Origin of the sequence: Guptibacillus algicola (assembly GCF_020171805.1) — a bacterium.
GTDB classification, from domain to species: Bacteria; Bacillota; Bacilli; order Bacillales; family Guptibacillaceae; genus Guptibacillus; species Guptibacillus algicola.
On the sequence record NZ_JAIVAF010000001.1, the window covers coordinates 452,985 to 470,925 of the forward strand.

Annotated in this window: 19 protein-coding genes; 1 reads left to right on the plus strand and 18 read right to left on the minus strand. The window is 40.5% G+C overall.

Annotated features, from left to right (window positions below):
• Positions 1 to 3 precede the first annotated feature (3 nt).
• From LCM09_RS02525 to LCM09_RS02535, 3 genes are read right to left on the minus strand one after another with little or no spacing between them, the layout of a single operon-like run.
• On the minus strand, positions 4 to 471 hold the full coding sequence (locus LCM09_RS02525; RefSeq protein WP_318246481.1) for an S-ribosylhomocysteine lyase: 468 nt from the start codon (positions 469 to 471) through the stop codon (positions 4 to 6).
• Positions 464 to 1,168, minus strand: coding sequence for a 5'-methylthioadenosine/S-adenosylhomocysteine nucleosidase (mtnN, locus tag LCM09_RS02530; protein ID WP_224878542.1), 705 nt, complete (start codon positions 1,166 to 1,168; stop codon positions 464 to 466). Before mtnN ends, LCM09_RS02525 begins: the two co-directional genes overlap by 8 nt.
• 19 nt (positions 1,169 to 1,187) lie before the next feature.
• Positions 1,188 to 1,826 carry a class I SAM-dependent DNA methyltransferase gene (locus tag LCM09_RS02535; RefSeq protein WP_224878543.1) on the minus strand — a complete coding sequence of 213 codons (639 nt, stop codon included), beginning with the start codon at positions 1,824 to 1,826 and terminating at the stop codon, positions 1,188 to 1,190.
• Between the two features lie 168 nt (positions 1,827 to 1,994).
• Here LCM09_RS02535 and LCM09_RS02540 point away from each other — a divergent pair, with 168 nt between their 5' ends.
• Positions 1,995 to 2,201 (plus strand): YrzA family protein, encoded by a 207-nt coding sequence (locus LCM09_RS02540; protein ID WP_224878544.1) that lies wholly within the window; start codon positions 1,995 to 1,997, stop codon positions 2,199 to 2,201.
• Between the two features lie 46 nt (positions 2,202 to 2,247).
• Here the strand turns inward: LCM09_RS02540 and LCM09_RS02545 are convergent, their stop codons facing one another.
• The 15 genes from LCM09_RS02545 to mnmA form a co-directional block, all read right to left on the minus strand.
• Positions 2,248 to 2,919, minus strand: a complete 672-nt coding sequence (locus tag LCM09_RS02545) for a YrrS family protein (RefSeq protein ID WP_224878545.1) — start codon at positions 2,917 to 2,919, stop codon at positions 2,248 to 2,250.
• A 95-nt stretch (positions 2,920 to 3,014) separates the two neighbouring features.
• Complete coding sequence (locus LCM09_RS02550) at positions 3,015 to 4,679, minus strand: peptidoglycan D,D-transpeptidase FtsI family protein (protein ID WP_224878546.1); 1,665 nt, start codon at positions 4,677 to 4,679, stop codon at positions 3,015 to 3,017.
• Between the two features lie 160 nt (positions 4,680 to 4,839).
• Positions 4,840 to 5,316 carry a transcription elongation factor GreA gene (greA, locus tag LCM09_RS02555; protein WP_224878547.1) on the minus strand — a complete coding sequence of 159 codons (477 nt, stop codon included), beginning with the start codon at positions 5,314 to 5,316 and terminating at the stop codon, positions 4,840 to 4,842.
• 84 nt (positions 5,317 to 5,400) lie between these two features.
• Positions 5,401 to 6,036: a uridine kinase gene (gene udk / locus LCM09_RS02560; RefSeq protein ID WP_224878548.1), complete on the minus strand. Its 636-nt coding sequence runs from the start codon at positions 6,034 to 6,036 to the stop codon at positions 5,401 to 5,403.
• Between the two features lie 58 nt (positions 6,037 to 6,094).
• Positions 6,095 to 6,742, minus strand: coding sequence for an O-methyltransferase (locus tag LCM09_RS02565; protein WP_224878549.1), 648 nt, complete (start codon positions 6,740 to 6,742; stop codon positions 6,095 to 6,097).
• Positions 6,743 to 6,824: 82 nt separating this feature from the next.
• Complete coding sequence (mltG, locus tag LCM09_RS02570; RefSeq protein ID WP_224878550.1) at positions 6,825 to 7,982, minus strand: endolytic transglycosylase MltG; 1,158 nt, start codon at positions 7,980 to 7,982, stop codon at positions 6,825 to 6,827.
• A 209-nt stretch (positions 7,983 to 8,191) separates the two neighbouring features.
• On the minus strand, positions 8,192 to 8,476 hold the full coding sequence (locus tag LCM09_RS02575; RefSeq protein WP_224878551.1) for a DUF1292 domain-containing protein: 285 nt from the start codon (positions 8,474 to 8,476) through the stop codon (positions 8,192 to 8,194).
• 12 nt (positions 8,477 to 8,488) lie between these two features.
• Positions 8,489 to 8,908, minus strand: coding sequence for a Holliday junction resolvase RuvX (gene ruvX, locus LCM09_RS02580; protein WP_224878552.1), 420 nt, complete (start codon positions 8,906 to 8,908; stop codon positions 8,489 to 8,491).
• Between the two features lie 9 nt (positions 8,909 to 8,917).
• Positions 8,918 to 9,181, minus strand: coding sequence for an IreB family regulatory phosphoprotein (locus LCM09_RS02585; RefSeq protein WP_224878553.1), 264 nt, complete (start codon positions 9,179 to 9,181; stop codon positions 8,918 to 8,920).
• Positions 9,182 to 9,259: 78 nt separating this feature from the next.
• Complete coding sequence (gene alaS, locus LCM09_RS02590) at positions 9,260 to 11,893, minus strand: alanine--tRNA ligase (RefSeq protein WP_224878554.1); 2,634 nt, start codon at positions 11,891 to 11,893, stop codon at positions 9,260 to 9,262.
• 400 nt (positions 11,894 to 12,293) lie between these two features.
• Positions 12,294 to 13,358 (minus strand): AI-2E family transporter, encoded by a 1,065-nt coding sequence (locus tag LCM09_RS02595; protein WP_224878555.1) that lies wholly within the window; start codon positions 13,356 to 13,358, stop codon positions 12,294 to 12,296.
• A 22-nt stretch (positions 13,359 to 13,380) separates the two neighbouring features.
• Positions 13,381 to 13,569 (minus strand): hypothetical protein, encoded by a 189-nt coding sequence (locus tag LCM09_RS02600; RefSeq protein WP_224878556.1) that lies wholly within the window; start codon positions 13,567 to 13,569, stop codon positions 13,381 to 13,383.
• 139 nt (positions 13,570 to 13,708) lie between these two features.
• Positions 13,709 to 15,982 (minus strand): SF1B family DNA helicase RecD2, encoded by a 2,274-nt coding sequence (gene recD2, locus LCM09_RS02605; protein ID WP_224878557.1) that lies wholly within the window; start codon positions 15,980 to 15,982, stop codon positions 13,709 to 13,711.
• Between the two features lie 26 nt (positions 15,983 to 16,008).
• Positions 16,009 to 16,677: a tetratricopeptide repeat protein gene (locus LCM09_RS02610; protein WP_224878558.1), complete on the minus strand. Its 669-nt coding sequence runs from the start codon at positions 16,675 to 16,677 to the stop codon at positions 16,009 to 16,011.
• A 106-nt stretch (positions 16,678 to 16,783) separates the two neighbouring features.
• Positions 16,784 to 17,899 carry a tRNA 2-thiouridine(34) synthase MnmA gene (gene mnmA, locus LCM09_RS02615; RefSeq protein WP_224878559.1) on the minus strand — a complete coding sequence of 372 codons (1,116 nt, stop codon included), beginning with the start codon at positions 17,897 to 17,899 and terminating at the stop codon, positions 16,784 to 16,786.
• Positions 17,900 to 17,941: the final 42 nt, after the last annotated feature.

The window sequence follows — 17,941 nt, forward strand, 5'->3', positions numbered from 1 at the left end:
TCTCTATTCAGCGAAAACGACATGCCATTCGTTACGATGTGACAGCATTTCGTTTGCGATTTCTTTTGCTCCTTCAAGACTGTGGTTTGCAGCCCATCCACATTGAACTTCGTTGCATGCTGGCACTTCATCAGCAGCTAGGACATCATTCAACGTCTTTTCTAATACATCTAGCACTTCATCGTAATCAGAATGGTTTAAGACAGCAAGATAGAAACCAGTTTGGCAACCCATAGGTCCAATATCTACTACGTTATCTAAGTGATTTCGAATGTTTTCTGCCATCAAGTGTTCGATCGAGTGAAGACCTGCCATTTCCATATGTGCTTTATTTGGTTGTTTGAACCTAATATCGTATTTATAAATCTCGTCACCCTTAGGCCCTTTTGTTACGCCTACTAATCTTACATATGGTGCTGCAACTTTCGTATGATCAAGGTTAAAACTTTCTACGTTCATTTTGTTAGCCAATATTCTTCAACTCCTCTACAAGATTTAAAACCAAGTTGGCTGAATTGATCGATGCAGTCTCAAGAAATTGTTCAAAGGAAACATTCGATTCCTTTCCAGCGATGTCAGAGAGTGAACGAATCACAACGAATGGCGTGTTGAATTGGTAACAAACCTGAGCGATTGCACCAGCCTCCATCTCCGCTGCATCCAAGTTCTTAAGACGCGATCTTACGTAATCCACTCTTACAGCATCATTCATGAAGGAATCTCCAGTTGCGATTAGTCCTTTAACTACTTGATGCTCCGTTACTTTTTCTGCACTTCGTTCTGCTGCTTCTACAAGCATTCTTTCAGGTTCATAAAGAGCCGGCATCTGAGGTACTTGCCCATATTCATACCCAAATATGGTCGCATCCACATCATGGTAGCGAACTTCATTCGAGATTACGATATCGCCTACTTTTAAATCAGGATTAAAACCTCCAGCTGATCCCGTGTTAATAATATAATCTGGTTCAAACAACTGGTTCAACAACGTTGTCCCTATCGCTGCATTTACTTTTCCTATTCCTGATTTTAAAAGAACCACCTCTTGCCCATCTATTTCACCAGTTGTGAATTCTGATTTTGCAATAGTGTGCTCTTTTCTATTATCAAGGCGATCTCGTAAGATTCTAACTTCCTCTTCCATAGCTCCAATAATACCGATCTTCATGACGTACTCCTTTACATTTTCATTTTTTGACCGCTTCTATCAACCAAACAAAATCGTTCAATTGAGTAAAAGCTACCTCAAATCCATTTTTCTTAAACAATTCTTCTAGTACTGGGATGGTTGTATAATATTCCGTCTGCAAGTCTTGAAGTAAATTCAAATACCCTTTCGACTTCACTTTCTCATGCATTTGTTTCATGGCATCCTCATTTTGGAAAGCCGTATCTGCAAATACAATTTTATCATTTTCACTGAGTAGTTGGCTATATTTGCGAATAGCTACTTCCTTTTCAGTGTCAGTTAAATGATGAAATGCATACGTACTTACGATCGTTTGAACAGAATCATCAAGTTCTGGAAAGTCTATAAAATCTCCATCTAAAAGCGTTAATTTCGGGAACCTTTCCGCTGCTTTGTCTCGCATTGCTTTGGATGGTTCGACTCCAGTCACACTTAATCCTTTATCCAATAGAATAGCAGTGAGATTACCTGTTCCTACGCCAAACTCAAGCACATTACCCACAGAAGCGTGAGCTACAGAAGTGAGGATATGACTGTATCCTTTGAATACATCTCGATACTCCTCATCCTGCCCTGATACTGTTGTATCATAAGACTCCGCCCATCGCTCGAATAAATCAATGAACTCTCTCCCCATATTACCTTCACATCGCTTTCTTGTTTAATTCATAGTATTAAGGTATGAATAATATGCTTTAATGGTTCTAATTTATCACAATCCTTTGTAGATATCAATTTGTCAGTTTTCTAATGAAGGTGTAAAATTATAAGATGTGTTTGTATGAAGAAAAAGGAGAGAGTATAGATGGGGTTTTCTCTTGAACGAATCGATGACAAGGTAGAATTTTTCGAAGGGTTTTCACTTAAAGATTTAGAAAAACAAATTCAAGTTCAGATCGATAACAACCGTGCATTGATGCTGCAAGTGCACAACGTCCAGCACCAGGTGCTAACAAACGAAAAAACAGGTAGACCTTACTATTCTGCTGTTGTTCATTTTAAAGCGAAATAAAAAAGGGAGCCCATCTCGATTATTGAGATGGACTCCCTCTTTTTTATTATTTTTTTCTGGCACTTACTGCTTTCCAGCCTTTATCCTCGACCCACTCTAATTCGACAACGTACTGTGTATCATCGCCACCTTTTTGACTTACTGTGGCTTCAGATTTTTGAGGTCCGCCGTTTCCACCAAGCCAATGCACAACCATTTCCTCTTTCGGATATCCAACAACTGTCTCAACTGCTTCTAGCTTCTCGTTCCAGTCAACGCTACCCTTATCATAGTTTGAGACATGGTTTCCATCTGTTGTTTGCTCAGTACCAACAGGTTCCCACGGTCCGTCGAGGTTAACCTCACCGCTCGGATCATTTGAACTCTCTTCTTCAGAAGAACTTTCATTTTCTTCTGCATCTTTTTCATCTTCTTTACTAGACTCTTCTTCATTTGAGTCTTTATCGTTCTCTTCTTCTTTTGCTGAATCACTCGAATCAGCCTCATCAGAGGTAACCGTATCTTCAGTATTGGTGTTATTTGAGTTATTTGATGCTGATTGTGTAGATTCTGTCGCATTAGACTGAGTCTCTTCCCCAGCAGTTGGTTCAGTGTTCCCACCATTGAAAAAGATATTAATAACAAGAACTAAAATTACTACTCCGACGATTCCAATCAGACTATTCAATATTATATTTTGTTTTCTTTTTGAATGACGAGCATTATATCGCGATTTCACGTTCATCCACTCCTCTATTTAACTGTTGCTCATATTTTATCATCTCTAGAGGATTCGTTTAAGGCTTGACTTTTCTTTCTATAATCGAATATTTTCTAATATAAAGCATCTACAATTTTCGCAAAGGCTTGGTATGCCTTGTATTCTTTCTCTCTGCGCTCAAAATCAACAACTGCCAACGCATAGCGCGGCTCATTATATGGAAAATAACCTACAAACCATTGATAATCATAGTCTGCATTTCCTCCAGGCTCTGCTGTCCCAGATTTACCTGCCACTTCAACTGGTAAATTACCTAAAAAAGATTTCCCTGTACCACTAGCGACAACTTCTCTTAACGCACCTTGTAGTTCATCAACAACATCAGAAGGCAATGGCTTACTATTATTCTTTTTTTCCTGAAAGCTTAAGAAAGTCGTATTATTCTGGTAGAGGATGTCAGATACAACCCTCACCTGTTTCGAATCTCCACCTCTTGCAATTGTAGCCATCATATTTGCTAATGAAAGTGGACTTACTTTCACGTTCAATTGGCCTATAGCTGTTTGATCGATCGCTTTTCGAATACCTTTGTCCTTTTCACTCTTAAAAAAGACTGGATCTGATTCATCAGGGAATTGTTCGAAATGGTCATAATGGTAAAGTTTATCATTCCAACCAACAGTTGATGAAATACCGAGTTTCTCAGCCGTCTTTTCGATGACATCTTGATCTTTTTTGATTAATTCTTCAGCAAGGATTGCGAATGTCGCGTTACAGCTCGCTGCAAAACTCTGCTTCAAATCGAGCACACCAAGTTCCCGTTTTTCAGGACCATCTCGATACACATTTTGATTGCAATCGAACGTTCTATTGTTAGGGATACCAGCTTCATAAGCAGCAGCAAGTATCACTGTTTTAAAGACAGACCCAGGAAAGTACCCTTTTACCATCTTGTTCGTCGCTCCATCTCCAAGAGGATTGTTCTCATCGAATGTAGGGCGACTGGCCATACTAAGGACGTTGCTATTCTTAATGTCGATTAGTACCGCTCCACCGTCTGTTATGTTCGTCTGATCAAGACTGCTTTCTACAACTCCTTGAAGGTCTGTATCTACCGTTGTTTTCACTTGAAGTGGATAAAATGAGTCTGAATTTGTAAACATCTTAACATCGAGGCCGAGCAGCGGATTTCCTTTTCGATCAGCGTGGTATAAAAGTTTTGACTCTCCTTCAGAAATAAGGAAAGGATCAAATGCTAGTTGTAAACCAGATATGCCAAGCCTTGTGTGTTGATCCACTAATCCTTCATTCCACTTCTCAGGATATTTGGATTTAACTAAGTCTGGATTTGTTCTGACACTTCCTATTAAATGACTCGCTAACCGATCACTAGATTCCGGCTGGTAAACAGCATAAACCCCTGGGATACGTAGATCATTAATTTTCACCATCTCATTTTTCGTAATGGTTTTCCCAAACTTGAAGGGTTGCTTCTTCCCTTGAAGCGCTCTCCTTAACTCATCTGGAGTAACGTTTATGATCTCAGAAACTTTATGAATTGGCCATTCTCTTTCGTTCAAAAAAGGAAATAGGATTAAAGAGGGAATTGAACCTCTCATCGGTTCACCATTGCGGTCTACAAGCGTTCCTCTTCCGTCACTAAGGATAAACGATTGTGTACGTTGATTGATACTTGCTTCAACAAGATTTACTTCATGATTCGAAAAAGAATCCGTATCGACAAGCTGAATCTGTATCAAACGTCCTATAAGTAACATGAACCCACATAAAAAAAGGATGCCCACTACGGTTATTCTTCGAACCTTCATTTCCTTCACCTCAGTAAGAGTCTCGCCTCTTCTAATGGGTTTCAAACGTACGGGCTATCTGATTAGGTAAATAAAAAAAGACGACCAAGTGGTCGTCCCTTCCAAATCATTATCTAACTTCCAAAATCTCTACGCGGATTTCTCCACCTGGTGTTTGCACATTAACCTTTTCACCAATTTTACGGCCAAGAAGACTTCTTGCCATAGGAGAATCATTCGATATCTTGCCTTCGAATGGATCTGCTTCCGCACTTCCTACGATAATATATTCCTCTTCGTCACCATCAGGAATCTCAAGAAACTTAACTCGCTTGCCGATTGTAACTACATTGGAAGCACTTTGATCTTCTTCAATAATTTCAGCATTACGAATCATGTTTTCTACAGTCGTAATTCGAGCTTCAACGAATGCTTGCTCATCTTTAGCAGCATCGTACTCAGAGTTCTCGGAAAGATCTCCAAAGCTACGCGCAACTTTTATACGCTCTACTACTTCTTTTCTTTTCTCTGTCTTTAATTGCTCAAGTTCTTGCTCGAGCTTCTCTTTACCATCTTTGGTCATATAATATTTCTTGTCGTCTGCCATTTTGTTCACTCCTTCATCAATTAAGGGCAATCAGTCGTAATAAACTGTATGAAAAAAAGAGGTATTTATTACCTCAATAATTCGTTATAGCATTGCTTTGTCCTCTAATATCGTATGAATCTTGGTTGTCATTAAATCGATAGCAACCCGATTCTGTCCGCCTTCTGGAATAATAATATCTGCATAGCGCTTAGTAGGTTCAATAAATTGCAAGTGCATCGGTCTAACAACAGAAGTATACTGCTCAACAACCGAATCAAGTGTACGTCCTCGATCGCGTATATCTCGAACCATTCTTCTTAGAATACGAATATCAGCATCTGTATCGACGAATAGCTTAATATCCATCAAGTCTCTGAGGCGTTCGTCTTCTAATATTAATATACCTTCTAAAATAATGACATCTTTTGGTTCAACAGGAATAATTTTATCAGATCTTGTATGAACTGTATAGTCATAGACAGGTTTTTCAATGGAATTATAAGACATTAATTCCTTTACGTGTTGAATAAGTAAATCATTGTCAAAAGCGAGTGGGTGATCATAGTTTGTATCGAGTCGCTCGTCCATCGATTTCTCACTTTGATCTTTATAATAAGAATCTTGTTCTATTACTAATACCGATTGATCGGCAAACTGCTTGAATATTTCTCTAGTTACGGTAGTTTTGCCTGAACCAGAACCCCCGGCAACACCAATTACTACAGGTCTATTAACCATAATCCTTCCCTTTCTATTATAGAAAAACCGTCCGTACATGCGTACGCCGGCTTCTCCTTCATCGTGAGTTTTTTCGCTTGCTTACAGCTAGTCCATCTCCAATTGGATAGATCGTCGTATCCAAATCTGGATGTGACATAAGAAATTCGTTATATTGACGGAGCTTTTTCACCATAGAACGGAATCTTTTTTCTTCAACTTCTTCTTCAGCGACCAATCCTCTGAACAATATATTATCAGAGAAAATCACACCTTCAGGTTGCAGACCATCATAAAACTCATCAAAAAACCGCTTGTATTGCCCTTTCGCAGCATCTATAAATAGTGACTGATATGGGCCATGCGACTTTATTTCCTCGGAAAGCTCAAATGCATCTCCAAGTAATACCTTAATTCGATGAGAATAACCTGCTTTTTCGACGTTCGAAACTGCTTCATTATAGCGTTCTTCATCTCGCTCTACTGTAACAATTTCAGCCTCTGGTACTACTTGAGCCATTCGGATAGCAGAATAACCGATTGCAGCACCTATTTCGAGAATGCGATCGGGATTTAGAAACGACATGATTTGAAGCATTACATCAAGACTAGTCTGTTCCATTATCGGAATGTTGTAGTCTCTTGCGTATTGTTCCATCTCTTCTATCAATTCTGCCCGTTTTGGTCGTAAAGATTCCAAATATTGTTCAACATGATCGGATATCATCTACGTTCCTCCTTCATGTAGCCCGAACCATTTTATCATAAAAGAAAGGGGAATGGTAGTCGTACTTACCATTCCCACAAACTTATTCTGAATTAGCTTCTTCTTCTTCTTTCTTTTTATAGTATTCGTCCCATTCTTCGTCATACTTTGCTCGAACTTTATTGTGTTCAGCATTCGTTTCTGAGAAGATCGTTTCTCCGTTCGGACGAGCGTAGAAGTACAAATCTTCAGTATCAGCGGGTTCAATTGCAGCAATGATCGACGATACTCCTGGGTTTGCAATCGGTCCTACTGGAAGCCCTTTGTTCTGGTACGTATTATAAGGTGAATTAGCATCTAACTCACTCTGCAAAATTTCACCAGATTGTTCTCCCCTTGCATAAATAACAGTAGGGTCAGTTTGCAGCAGCATGCCCTTCTCCATTCGATTTCTAAATACGGCAGAAATCCTTGCTCTGTCAGCTTTTTCTGATGCTTCTTCCTCAATAAGTGACGCCATCGTCATGAACTCGTGAATGGAAAGGTCACTATTTTCAACATCACCTTGGTAGGACTTCAAGACAGACTGTGTTTTGTCGAGCATTTTCTTAACAGCTAGTTCGACCGTTGGCTCTTCTTCAAAGTCATAAGTAGCTGGGAAAAGATAACCCTCTAGTGGGTGTCTAATGTCTTCATTTAAGATTTCATCAGTTAGGAACCAGTACTCATTAATTAAGGTCTCTACATACTCTTCATCATCGAGGGTATTGATTACTTCTTCCGTTTCCATATCGAGTTCTTTTCCGATACGTGAAGCGATATCTTCGATCCAAATACCTTCTGGTAAAGTAATCTTAGCCACAGATTCCTTCATTACTTTTCCGCTTTTAAGCTTAGAGATGACTTCATCCATCGTCATCGATGGAGAGAGACTGTAATCCCCTGCTTGGAATCCGCTTTCGTTTTTATACTTAACATAATAACGAAATGCTGTTCCATCTTTAATAATCCCTTGTTCTTCTAGTATTTCACCAATCGATGAGGTTGATGAACCAATTGGGATTGAGACAGCTTTTTGTGCTTCGCTATTAGGGTCTACCGGTTGCAACGTATTCTTTATGTAGAAGTAGCCACCTGTAATAACAGCTGCCATCGTAATCGTAAGTAATAACAAAATGATGAATACAACTTTTCTTACGGTTTTATTCTCATTTTGGCGTTTTAATAAATTCTCTTTGTATTGTTCTTTGTAATCTGACAACGCCTCTGCCCCCTTCACTCGTTCCCATTATACTATACATCGACATACTTTCGCTCAGCATGCCACCGTTCGTCAAAAAAATTTCCAATTTGTATTATACTAGGTAACCGTAATACTTTGTAGCCTTTTCCCAATTTAAGTTATAAAAACTTCCCCTTAAACCAAATAAAAAGGCCACCGATTCGTCATCGGCAGCCTTTCTTATGTTCCTATTCGTTGTCTTCTTCTTCTGAGAAAGTGTTCAACATTTCTTCAACCATTTCCCATTCTTTGTCAGATTCGATTGGGAAAAGCTTGTAGTCACGATCCTCGTTGTCTTCTTCTTCATAACGGAATGCGTACACTTCAACTTCATCTTCGCTATCTGCTTGGTCAGCTGGTACGACAGTCATATATGAATTTCCATTTTCTGCAACATCAAATGTAAAGAGAACCTGGAATAAATGCTCGTCTCCGTTTTCATCTGGGATAATAATTCTTTCTTTTTCCTCCATGTTTTCACCTCATTAAGTTTGCTTGCTGTCTAAATATCCTTGAAGAATCATAACAGCAGCCATTTTGTCGATCACTTTTTTACGCTTTTTACGGCTCACATCGGCACTGATTAACATGCGCTCAGCAGCAACTGTGGTTAATCGTTCATCCCACATTTCTACTGGAAGATCTGTGCTTTCCTTCAAACGATTAGCAAATTCAATGCAAAATTCACCACTAGAGCCAATTGATCCATTCATATTTTTAGGAAGGCCAACAATTATTTTGCTAACCTCATTCCCGTTTATGATATCCATTAACCGCTCAGGTATTACATCTGGCTCATCGGGATTACGCTTTACAGTTTCTAACCCCTGTGCAGTCCACCCCATTAGATCGCTTAATGCAACGCCAATCGTCTTTGTGCCAACATCTAAACCAAGTGTTTTCATGCTGTCTCCTTATCTCTGGTGGTGTGTAAGATACGATTTGACGAGCTCCTCGATCAACTCATCACGCTCAAGTTTACGAATTAAGCTTCTCGCATCATTGTGTCTAGGAATGTAAGCCGGATCCCCAGAAAGGAGGTAACCCACAATCTGGTTAATTGGATTGTACCCTTTTTCTTGAAGAGCGCCGTAAACGGTGAGTAAAACTTCCTGGACATCATGATTATCTGCGTCATCTGGGAAATTGAATTTCATTGTCTTGTCCATTGAACTCAATCCTTACACCTCTTTCCTCGATCCCCACTAGAATCGTAACTGTTCCTCTATTTCTCATTGTACACTACTAAAACCTAATTAGGAAATGGATTTGACCCATTCTGTTGTGTAAGCTAATGCTTCATCAAGCTTTTCTGGATCTTTCCCTCCAGCTTGGGCCATATCAGGGCGTCCACCGCCACCGCCACCACAACGAGTAGCTAGTTCCTTAATTAGTTTTCCTGCATGATAACCTTCTTTTACAAGATCATCCGTGATTCCTGCTGCAAGTTGAACTTTTCCATCAGTTCCGCTACCTAATACTACGATAACACTACCAAGCTGAGATTTCATATCATCTACAATACTTCTTAAGTTATTCATGTCCGTATCGATCCGTTTGGCAACAACTTTTACACCATCGACCTCTTGAACCTCTGTAGACATTTGTTTCGCTTCTACATTCGCTAGCTTTGAAGTAAGCGATTCATTTTGACGTTGAAGATCACGAATTTGCGATAATAGCGACTCTGTTCGAGATGGTACATCCTTCAAGTTAGATTTTAGTAAATTAGCTGTTTCTTTCAGTAATCCAACTTGTGAATTGAGAGCCTGGTAAGCTCCTTCACTCGTAACAGCCTCAATACGACGAGTACCAGCACCGATACCTGCTTCAGATACGATCTTGAACAATCCAATTTCAGCAGTGTTTTGGACATGTGTACCACCACATAGCTCCAAGCTATAATCTCCAACACGTACTACTCGAACGGTATCGCCATACTTTTCTCCGAACAATGCAGTTGCTCCCATAGCTTTTGCTTCATCTATCGGTTTAACCATCGTTTGAACAGGAATATTTGACCAGATTTGTTCGTTCACTTTCTTTTCAATTTCCTCAAGCTCACTCGATGAAATTTGACCGAAGTGTGAGAAGTCAAAACGCAATCGTTCATATCCTACGAGAGAACCTGCCTGATTCACATGATCACCTAAGACATCTTTCAACGCCTGGTGAAGGAGGTGTGTCGCTGTATGATTCTTAACGATTGAAGCTCTGCTCGTTGGATTGATTTCAGCCGTTACTTTTGAACCTGTTTTGATAGACCCTGATTCAACTACTGCCGTATGAATATGTTGGCCATTAGGAGCTTTTTGTACATCCTTAACGCGCAGTAGTACTCCTTCTCCGCGAATAACACCCGGATCTGCTACCTGACCACCACTCTCAGCATAGAAAGGTGTTTTACTTAGAATCAATTGAATGTCATCACCTTCTGATGCTTCGTCAGTTATCTCTTTGTCTTTGATCAAGGTCGCAACATCAGTTTCGACTGTGCGTTCATCGTAGCCTACAAAATCACTTGCTACTGATAATTCGCCGAGAGAGCCACCCTGAACTTGCATGGATCCAACATCCTGACGCGCATCGCGTGCACGCTTACGCTGCATCTCCATCTCTTGCTCAAATCCAGTACGGTCAATTTCCATACCTTCTTCTTGTGCATACTCTTCAGTCAGTTCAACAGGGAATCCATATGTGTCATATAGGCGGAAAACGTCACTTCCAGAAATAACAGAAGTTCCTTCCTCTTTCCCTTTCTTAATGATTTGAGAGAGAATTGCTAGTCCTTCATTCAATGTTTCGTAGAAACGTTCTTCTTCATTCTTGATCACTTTTTGAATGAATTCTTGTTTTTCATTTACTTCTGGATAGAAATCAACCATGATGTCCCCCACTACAGGTACAAGCTCATACATAAATGGACGGTTAATTCCGATCTGCTTTGCAAAACGAATTGCTCGGCGAAGAAGTCTTCTAAGGACATAGCCTCTACCTTCGTTTGAAGGAAGTGCACCATCACCGATTGCAAACGTTACTGTGCGAATATGGTCAGCAACAACTTTGAAAGCCGTATCTGATTCTCTACCATCACCATAGTTCACATTTGCCAATCGTTCTGTCTCACGAATCGTTGGTATGAAGAGATCTGTATCATAGTTCGTCTTCGCATCCTGAATAACCGACACCATTCTCTCAAGACCCATTCCAGTATCGATGTTTTTCTTAGGAAGAGGTGTATACGTGCCATCAGGGTTATGGTTGAATTGTGAAAACACAAGGTTCCAGATTTCTAGATAACGTTCATTTTCGCCACCAGGATATAATTCTTCTTCAGGATCTTCTTCCCCATATTCTACGCCACGGTCATAGAAGATTTCAGTGTTTGGTCCACTTGGTCCTTCACCAATGTCCCAGAAGTTTCCTTCGATACGAATAATACGTTCTTCTGGTAAACCGATTTTCTCTTTCCAAATCGTAAATGCCTCATCATCTTCTGGGTGAATCGTAACCGATAGCTTTTCAGGATCAAATCCGATCCAATCCTTGCTCGTTAAGAATTCCCAACCCCATTCGATCGCTTCTTCTTTAAAGTAATCTCCGATTGAGAAATTACCTAGCATTTCAAAGAAAGTATGGTGACGAGCAGTTTTCCCTACGTTCTCGATATCATTTGTCCGTATTGACTTTTGTGCGTTAACAATCCTTGGATTGTCAGGCGTAACACGACCATCGAAATACTTCTTTAGTGTTGCGACGCCACTGTTAATCCAAAGCAACGTTGGATCTTCATGTGGAACTAGGGATGCGCTCGGCTCAACCGAGTGGCTCTTTTCTTTAAAAAAGTCCAAAAACATTTGTCTTACATCAGCTGAAGTTAGATTCTTCATCGTACATCCTCCTTTTATTTTTACATCATGACCAACTAATCGCTTACCTGATATCAAGCTGATCCTACTCGATCACGAGAATTCACCGCAGGAAAATACAAAAAGCTCCCGTCCCTGATCGAAATCAGGGACGAGAGCTGTCATTATCTACTCACGCGGTACCACCCTGGTTATAGGCTATGCCTATCACCTCAAGCAACCGTAACGAGGTTGAAACGGCGGTGATTAAACCGCACTCAGGATTAGCGTTCTGCTGACTTACTTTATGAAGCTCTTCCAGCCTTGGAGCTTCTCTCTGATCGATATGTACATATCGTTAAAGCAATGTTCAGCGTACTCGATCCGTCATTGTGTTTTAAGTATGTTCTGCGGTTATTATAGTCAAAGAAAGAATCGTTTGTCAATGCTTTGCCTCTCGTTCATTTTTGTATAAGATGAGAGCTTTCAAAATAGCAAGAACAGGAACTGCTAGTATAAGTCCGATGATCCCTGCGATTTCTCCTCCTGCAAGTAAACCAAAAATAATGATAACGGGATGGATATGGAGGCTTCTACCTACGATATATGGAGACAAAATATTACTTTCTATGAACTGTAACACTAGAATGACCACTAACGTAATGATCGTCATCTTCACGGAGACAGTGGACGCAATCAATAGAGCCGGTGCCGCTCCAAGGAACGGACCAAAATACGGAATGATATCTGTGACTCCAACGATGATCCCAAGCAAGATGGCATATGGTAATTTGATTAACCAGAAACCGATCACTGCCAATATACCAAGCACGGTTATGACGAAGAATTGGCCTCGAATATAATTCCCAAGCGATTCATCGATCCGGAGTACAAGCTCTTTACCTGGATCTCTCCATTTAACAGGCATGATTTTCCATAATGTCTTTTTTAGTGTTTCGAAGTCTTTCAACAAGTAAAACACGATAAAAGGGATAATCATAATGACAAAAAATGAACTCAGTAGTTTCTTCGCGAGCTCAATCGCAAGTGATAACGTGTTGTTCACAGCATCTTCAGTATCCCTAAACGCCTGGTCTACTTTTTCTTGAAGAGCGGGTGGAAAATTTGACGTGTAATCATAAATATAATGAACCGCTTCGCGATACATCTTCATAAAAACAGGAACATTTTCCATTAGTTCTTGTGACTGCTTTACTATATGAGGGAGACCTTTGAAGATCGCAAAACCCGTTCCACCAAAAAACAACAGATAGATTAAGAGAACTGCGATTGATCTCGGAAGACCCTCTTTGTGAATTTTCTCGATGATTGGATGTAAGAGATATGTAATGAGTGATGCAATTAAAAAAGGCACCAACAGCACAGCAATCACATCGAGAATTGGTTTCCATACGGGAGAGAGCTTCAAAAACACATAGATGCACAGAAATACAAGTAGGAGGGTAGTTAAATAGATCACCCAATTAAAGTTCCATTCTTTCTTCATCTTCACTCCCCCCCTGCTTTACTTACATTTCAGCACGCATATCATAGTCTTCAAACAAGTCATCCAATGACGTTAGAGAACCATCCTCCTCCACTTGGTGAAGAGAGAGCATTCCTTTCACAACAGACATTTCAACGAAACAATTCCAGCAGTAAAACTGGTTGGCACCAATTTTACCTATATTTTTACTTTTACAATTCGGACATTCCAAACGACTCAACCTCCTGTATAGCAATTCATAGAGATACTCACCATATTGTCCACTTTTTATCGTTTCTATACAGGAGGGCGATCGTGAAATGTGCGCTCAACACAAAAAAGCCAGATGACATTTCGCCACTGGCTCCTTCCTATGATTCATTCATTTCCATTGGAGGGTTAAGGGTTTCCTGAAGCTTTTCCGTTAACCGTGTGTTCCGAATTTGGTCATCCTCAGTTTGAATCGCAAGCTTAATCGCTTGCTCTTCGCCACATACAATCAGGTAATCTTTGCTTCTTGTTACGGCTGTGTAAATAAGGTTCTTACGAAGCATGCGATAATACCCTTTTACAACAGGCAAAACGACGATTGGAAATTCACTACCCTGTGATTTATGAATTGAACAACAATATGCATGAGTTAACTGATTAAAATCTCCTCGTTCATACACGACTTCTTGATTATCGAATGAGACAACGAGTTGATCTTGTTTCTCTGTATTTTCTCTAGCGAAAAATACGGAGACGATCTCACCCATATCACCGTTATAAACATTCTCTTCTGGGTTATTAACTAGCTGAAGCACTTTATCTCCAACCCGATACACTAGATCTCCATGCGGAAGTTCTCTTCGTTGATCTGAAGGAGGATTAAATAACTGTTGGAGCTCTTTATTCAATCTGTCCACCCCTGCTGTACCTCGGTACATAGGAGCAAGAACCTGTATATCCTTTGGAGAGTAGCCCTTTTTCAACGCATTCCCACATACTTGAGAAATCACCTCAATAATCTGTTGTTGATTACAAGGAAAGAATCTCCGATCAGAAGTAGGAGTACTAAATTTATCAGGGAGAACGCCATCTTTAATGGAGTGAGCAAGTTGAATGATGGAAGAACCTTCAGCCTGACGATAGATATCCGTAAGCTTACAAACTGGCACTGCATCAGAATGAATCAAATCTTTTAACACTTGCCCAGGACCGACTGATGGTAGCTGGTCTTCGTCTCCAACAATAACGACTTGAATGTTTTCAGGTAACGATTTGAAAAGCTGGTTAGCAAGCCATATATCTACCATCGATACTTCATCAACGATTAGCAGCCGACCTTCGACAGGGTTTGTTTCGTCATGTTCGAATCCCGCTTCCCCTTTCCAACCTAGAAGTCTATGGATGGTGAAAGCAGGTAAACCTGTCGCTTCACTCATCCTTTTCGCCGCTCTCCCAGTTGGAGCAACTAAAAGGACAGGGAAGGGCTTATCTTTCGAATAATCTTTTAACTCTAAAGAAAGGCCGTTTAATTCTGCATAGATTTCAACAATCCCTTTAATAACTGTTGTTTTTCCTGTACCAGGTCCCCCAGTCAAAATCATAAATGGAGAAGAAATCGCTCGCTGAACAGCCTCCCTTTGAGACGGGGCGTACTGGATACCAAGTCGCTCCTCAAAATCACCCAGAGCGCGGTAAAATTCAGATTCAGGAAAAGCGTCTTCGTACTCAGTTTGGGTCATTAGCTTATTTATTCCTGTTACTAAACCCTTCTCAGCGTAGTAGAGAGAGTGAAGATAGATTCTCTCCCGGTCAAGTATGAGCTTATCCTCTTCATAAAGCGAAATGAGCTCCCTCGAGACATCAGCTTCATCAATCTTTTCACCAAGTAGCGTATCGACGGCTCTTATTAGAACATCGTATTCGAGATACACGTGCCCCTCTTGCAATGTTTGTTCGTTAAGAGTATGAAGGCAAGCTGCTCTTATCCGTTCTGGATGTTTACCTTCTATTCCGATCGAACGACCAAGCTCGTCGGCTCTTCTAAAACCGATTCCTTCAACATCTTGTATGAGTTGATAAGGATTTTTCTCAACGATTTCTAGGGTTTCTTGTTTGTATTCTTTAAAAATTTTCATTGAGAGCTTGGCGCCAAACCCGAGCTCAGTAAGTCTGATCATGATTTGATCAAGACCCTGGTGCTCCATAAGAGATTCATAGAGAGTCTTAGCTTTTTCTTCTGAAAGCTTAGGGACCTTATTTAAGATAGATGAGTCTCTCATTATTTTTGAAATCGCCTGATCACCGAGTGTATCAACAATGGTTTCAGCGGTTTTCGTTCCTATTCCGTTAAACAAATCGCTCGATAAATATTGAACAAGCCCAGACCTTGATTCTGGGAGCTTCCGCTCAAAGGATTCGATTGCATACTGTTTACCGTACCGCGGATGGTCAGTGAATCTGCCATAGAAGACATATGTTTCATCTTCTAGCAGCCTAGGAATCATCCCATTCACAACGACTTCTCTTTCATCGTAATCTTCATTTGTAGCATCGATTCGAAGTCGCGCTACGCCATACAAACTTTCTTCATTAAAGAAAATCATTTGTATGAGTCTTCCTTTTATATACCCTTTATCTTCCTGCTCTTGAAACATTTGAACTTCTCCCCAATAACCTGAATTTATTCGTTATTGTTTATCACTGCTTCCATTTGCTTTTTACCATTTCCTGCAAGAAGGTGATCTGGTTGAATATCAAGAGCGCGGTCAAAGCATTTTAATGCTTTATGTGCATCATCCTGATAAGCATGACTCACCCCAAGGTTAAACCATGCGTCTGCGTGGTTTGGATCTTCTTCAACAACTTTTTCAAATTGAGGTAATGCTGTGGCAACTGCGCCTTCTTGTGCAAGGCACATGGCATATTGAAAACGCGCCTCCGTATCACCTTCATTAAGTTCTGTCGCTCTTTGAAAGAACGGGAGTGCAAGGCGCATGGCATCCTGCATCACGAAGCATTGACCGATCATGAAATGCACATCACTTTGATCAAGCCCTTGTTGAATCGCCTTTTGATACATATCAGCTGCATCTTTATATTGTTCGAGTTGGAAAAAGGCATTTCCTGCTCCGTAGTAAGCGGTCGCTTGCGTTTCATCTAGTTCAATCGCTTTTTCAAAGAAAGCAACGGATTGTTTCAGCTCTCCAGCTTGTGCTAGTAGGTTTCCTACATTTGTATATGCAACAGGATCATTAGGACTTTCTTCTATTGCTTCATAGAGAAGTGTTACAGCCTTCTCTAGCTCCCCATTATTCATTGCGTTTATCGCTTGTTCATTTTTATTACTCATGACAAAAACTCCTTATCTTTAACCTTATTTTCTAGTGTAGCATATCTTAGCTTGTCTATCGCTCCTATAAAACAGCCTCATTTCACAGTGGAAATGAGGCTGTTTCTTACACATATGTGAGTTCAGATTCATTCTTAAATACTTGGTCGATCGTTGCACCACCAAGACATTCGTCACCATCATAAAAAACAACAGCTTGTCCTGGAGTAATTGCACGGACCGGCTCATCGAAAGTTACTTTCAGTCGATCGTCGTCTAGCATCGTAACGGTTACGCCTGAATCCTGTTGACGATATCTAAATTTAGCCGTGCACGTCATTGTCCCTTCAAGCTTTTGGTTTGAGACCCAGCTTGAATTCACAGCAATCAAGGAATCAGAATAAAGCTTTTCATTATGGAACCCTTGATCAACGTACAATACGTTATCATCCAGGTTTTTACCAACTACGAACCAAGGCTCTCCATCGCCACCGATTCCGAGACCATGGCGCTGACCAATCGTGTAATACATGAGCCCGTCATGGTTACCTTTAACTTCACCTTGTAGCGTCTCCATTTTACCAGGTTGAGCAGGAAGATATTGGCTCAAGAACTCCTTGAAGTTTCGTTCACCGATAAAGCAGATACCTGTACTATCCTTTTTCTTAGCAGTTGCAAGACCTGCTCGTTCAGCGATTTCACGAACTTCTTTCTTTTCGATTCCGCCGAGCGGGAACATCACTCGAGATAGCTGTTCTTGCGTCAACTGATTCAAAAAGTAAGTTTGGTCCTTGTTGTTGTCGATGCCTCGAAGCATCTTCACTTCGCCATCACGTTCTACTACTTGTGCATAGTGACCAGTAGCAAGATAATCTGCCCCAAGTGTAAGAGCATGTTCAAGAAACGCCTTGAACTTAATTTCTTTGTTACACATCACATCAGGATTTGGTGTACGGCCACCTTTATATTCATCTAGGAAATAAGTAAATACTTTATCCCAGTACTGTTTCTCAAAATTTACTGCGTAGTAAGGAATGCCAATCTGGTTACACACACGAATGACGTCATTATAGTCTTCCGTGGCTGTGCAAACTCCGTTCTCGTCGGTGTCGTCCCAGTTCTTCATGAAAATGCCGATTACATCATAGCCCTGTTCTTTTAGTAGTAGGGCAGCAACAGATGAATCAACACCTCCGGACATCCCAACCACGACTCGCGTATCTTCCGGCTTTTTTGCTGTCATGGTTGCACCTCCTTTTCACTAACACAATTCTTGTGTCCAAAC

Bases quoted from the DNA above. Each gene is read 5' to 3' on its own strand.
- LCM09_RS02535 (WP_224878543.1), bottom strand. From the start codon at position 1,826: ATGGGGAGAGAGTTCATTGATTTATTCGAGCGATGGGCGGAGTCTTAT.
- LCM09_RS02565 (WP_224878549.1), bottom strand. From the start codon at position 6,742: ATGATATCCGATCATGTTGAACAATATTTGGAATCTTTACGACCAAAA.
- mtnN (WP_224878542.1), bottom strand. From the start codon at position 1,168: ATGAAGATCGGTATTATTGGAGCTATGGAAGAGGAAGTTAGAATCTTA.
- udk (WP_224878548.1), bottom strand. From the start codon at position 6,036: ATGGTTAATAGACCTGTAGTAATTGGTGTTGCCGGGGGTTCTGGTTCA.
- alaS (WP_224878554.1), bottom strand. From the start codon at position 11,893: ATGAAGAATCTAACTTCAGCTGATGTAAGACAAATGTTTTTGGACTTT.
- LCM09_RS02550 (WP_224878546.1), bottom strand. From the start codon at position 4,679: ATGTTACTTATAGGACGTTTGATACAGATTCAGCTTGTCGATACGGAT.
- recD2 (WP_224878557.1), bottom strand. From the start codon at position 15,982: ATGTTTCAAGAGCAGGAAGATAAAGGGTATATAAAAGGAAGACTCATA.
- LCM09_RS02610 (WP_224878558.1), bottom strand. From the start codon at position 16,677: ATGAGTAATAAAAATGAACAAGCGATAAACGCAATGAATAATGGGGAG.
- LCM09_RS02575 (WP_224878551.1), bottom strand. From the start codon at position 8,476: ATGGAGGAAAAAGAAAGAATTATTATCCCAGATGAAAACGGAGACGAG.
- ruvX (WP_224878552.1), bottom strand. From the start codon at position 8,908: ATGAAAACACTTGGTTTAGATGTTGGCACAAAGACGATTGGCGTTGCA.
- greA (WP_224878547.1), bottom strand. From the start codon at position 5,316: ATGGCAGACGACAAGAAATATTATATGACCAAAGATGGTAAAGAGAAG.
- LCM09_RS02595 (WP_224878555.1), bottom strand. From the start codon at position 13,358: ATGAAGAAAGAATGGAACTTTAATTGGGTGATCTATTTAACTACCCTC.
- LCM09_RS02540 (WP_224878544.1), top strand. From the start codon at position 1,995: ATGGGGTTTTCTCTTGAACGAATCGATGACAAGGTAGAATTTTTCGAA.
- mnmA (WP_224878559.1), bottom strand. From the start codon at position 17,899: ATGACAGCAAAAAAGCCGGAAGATACGCGAGTCGTGGTTGGGATGTCC.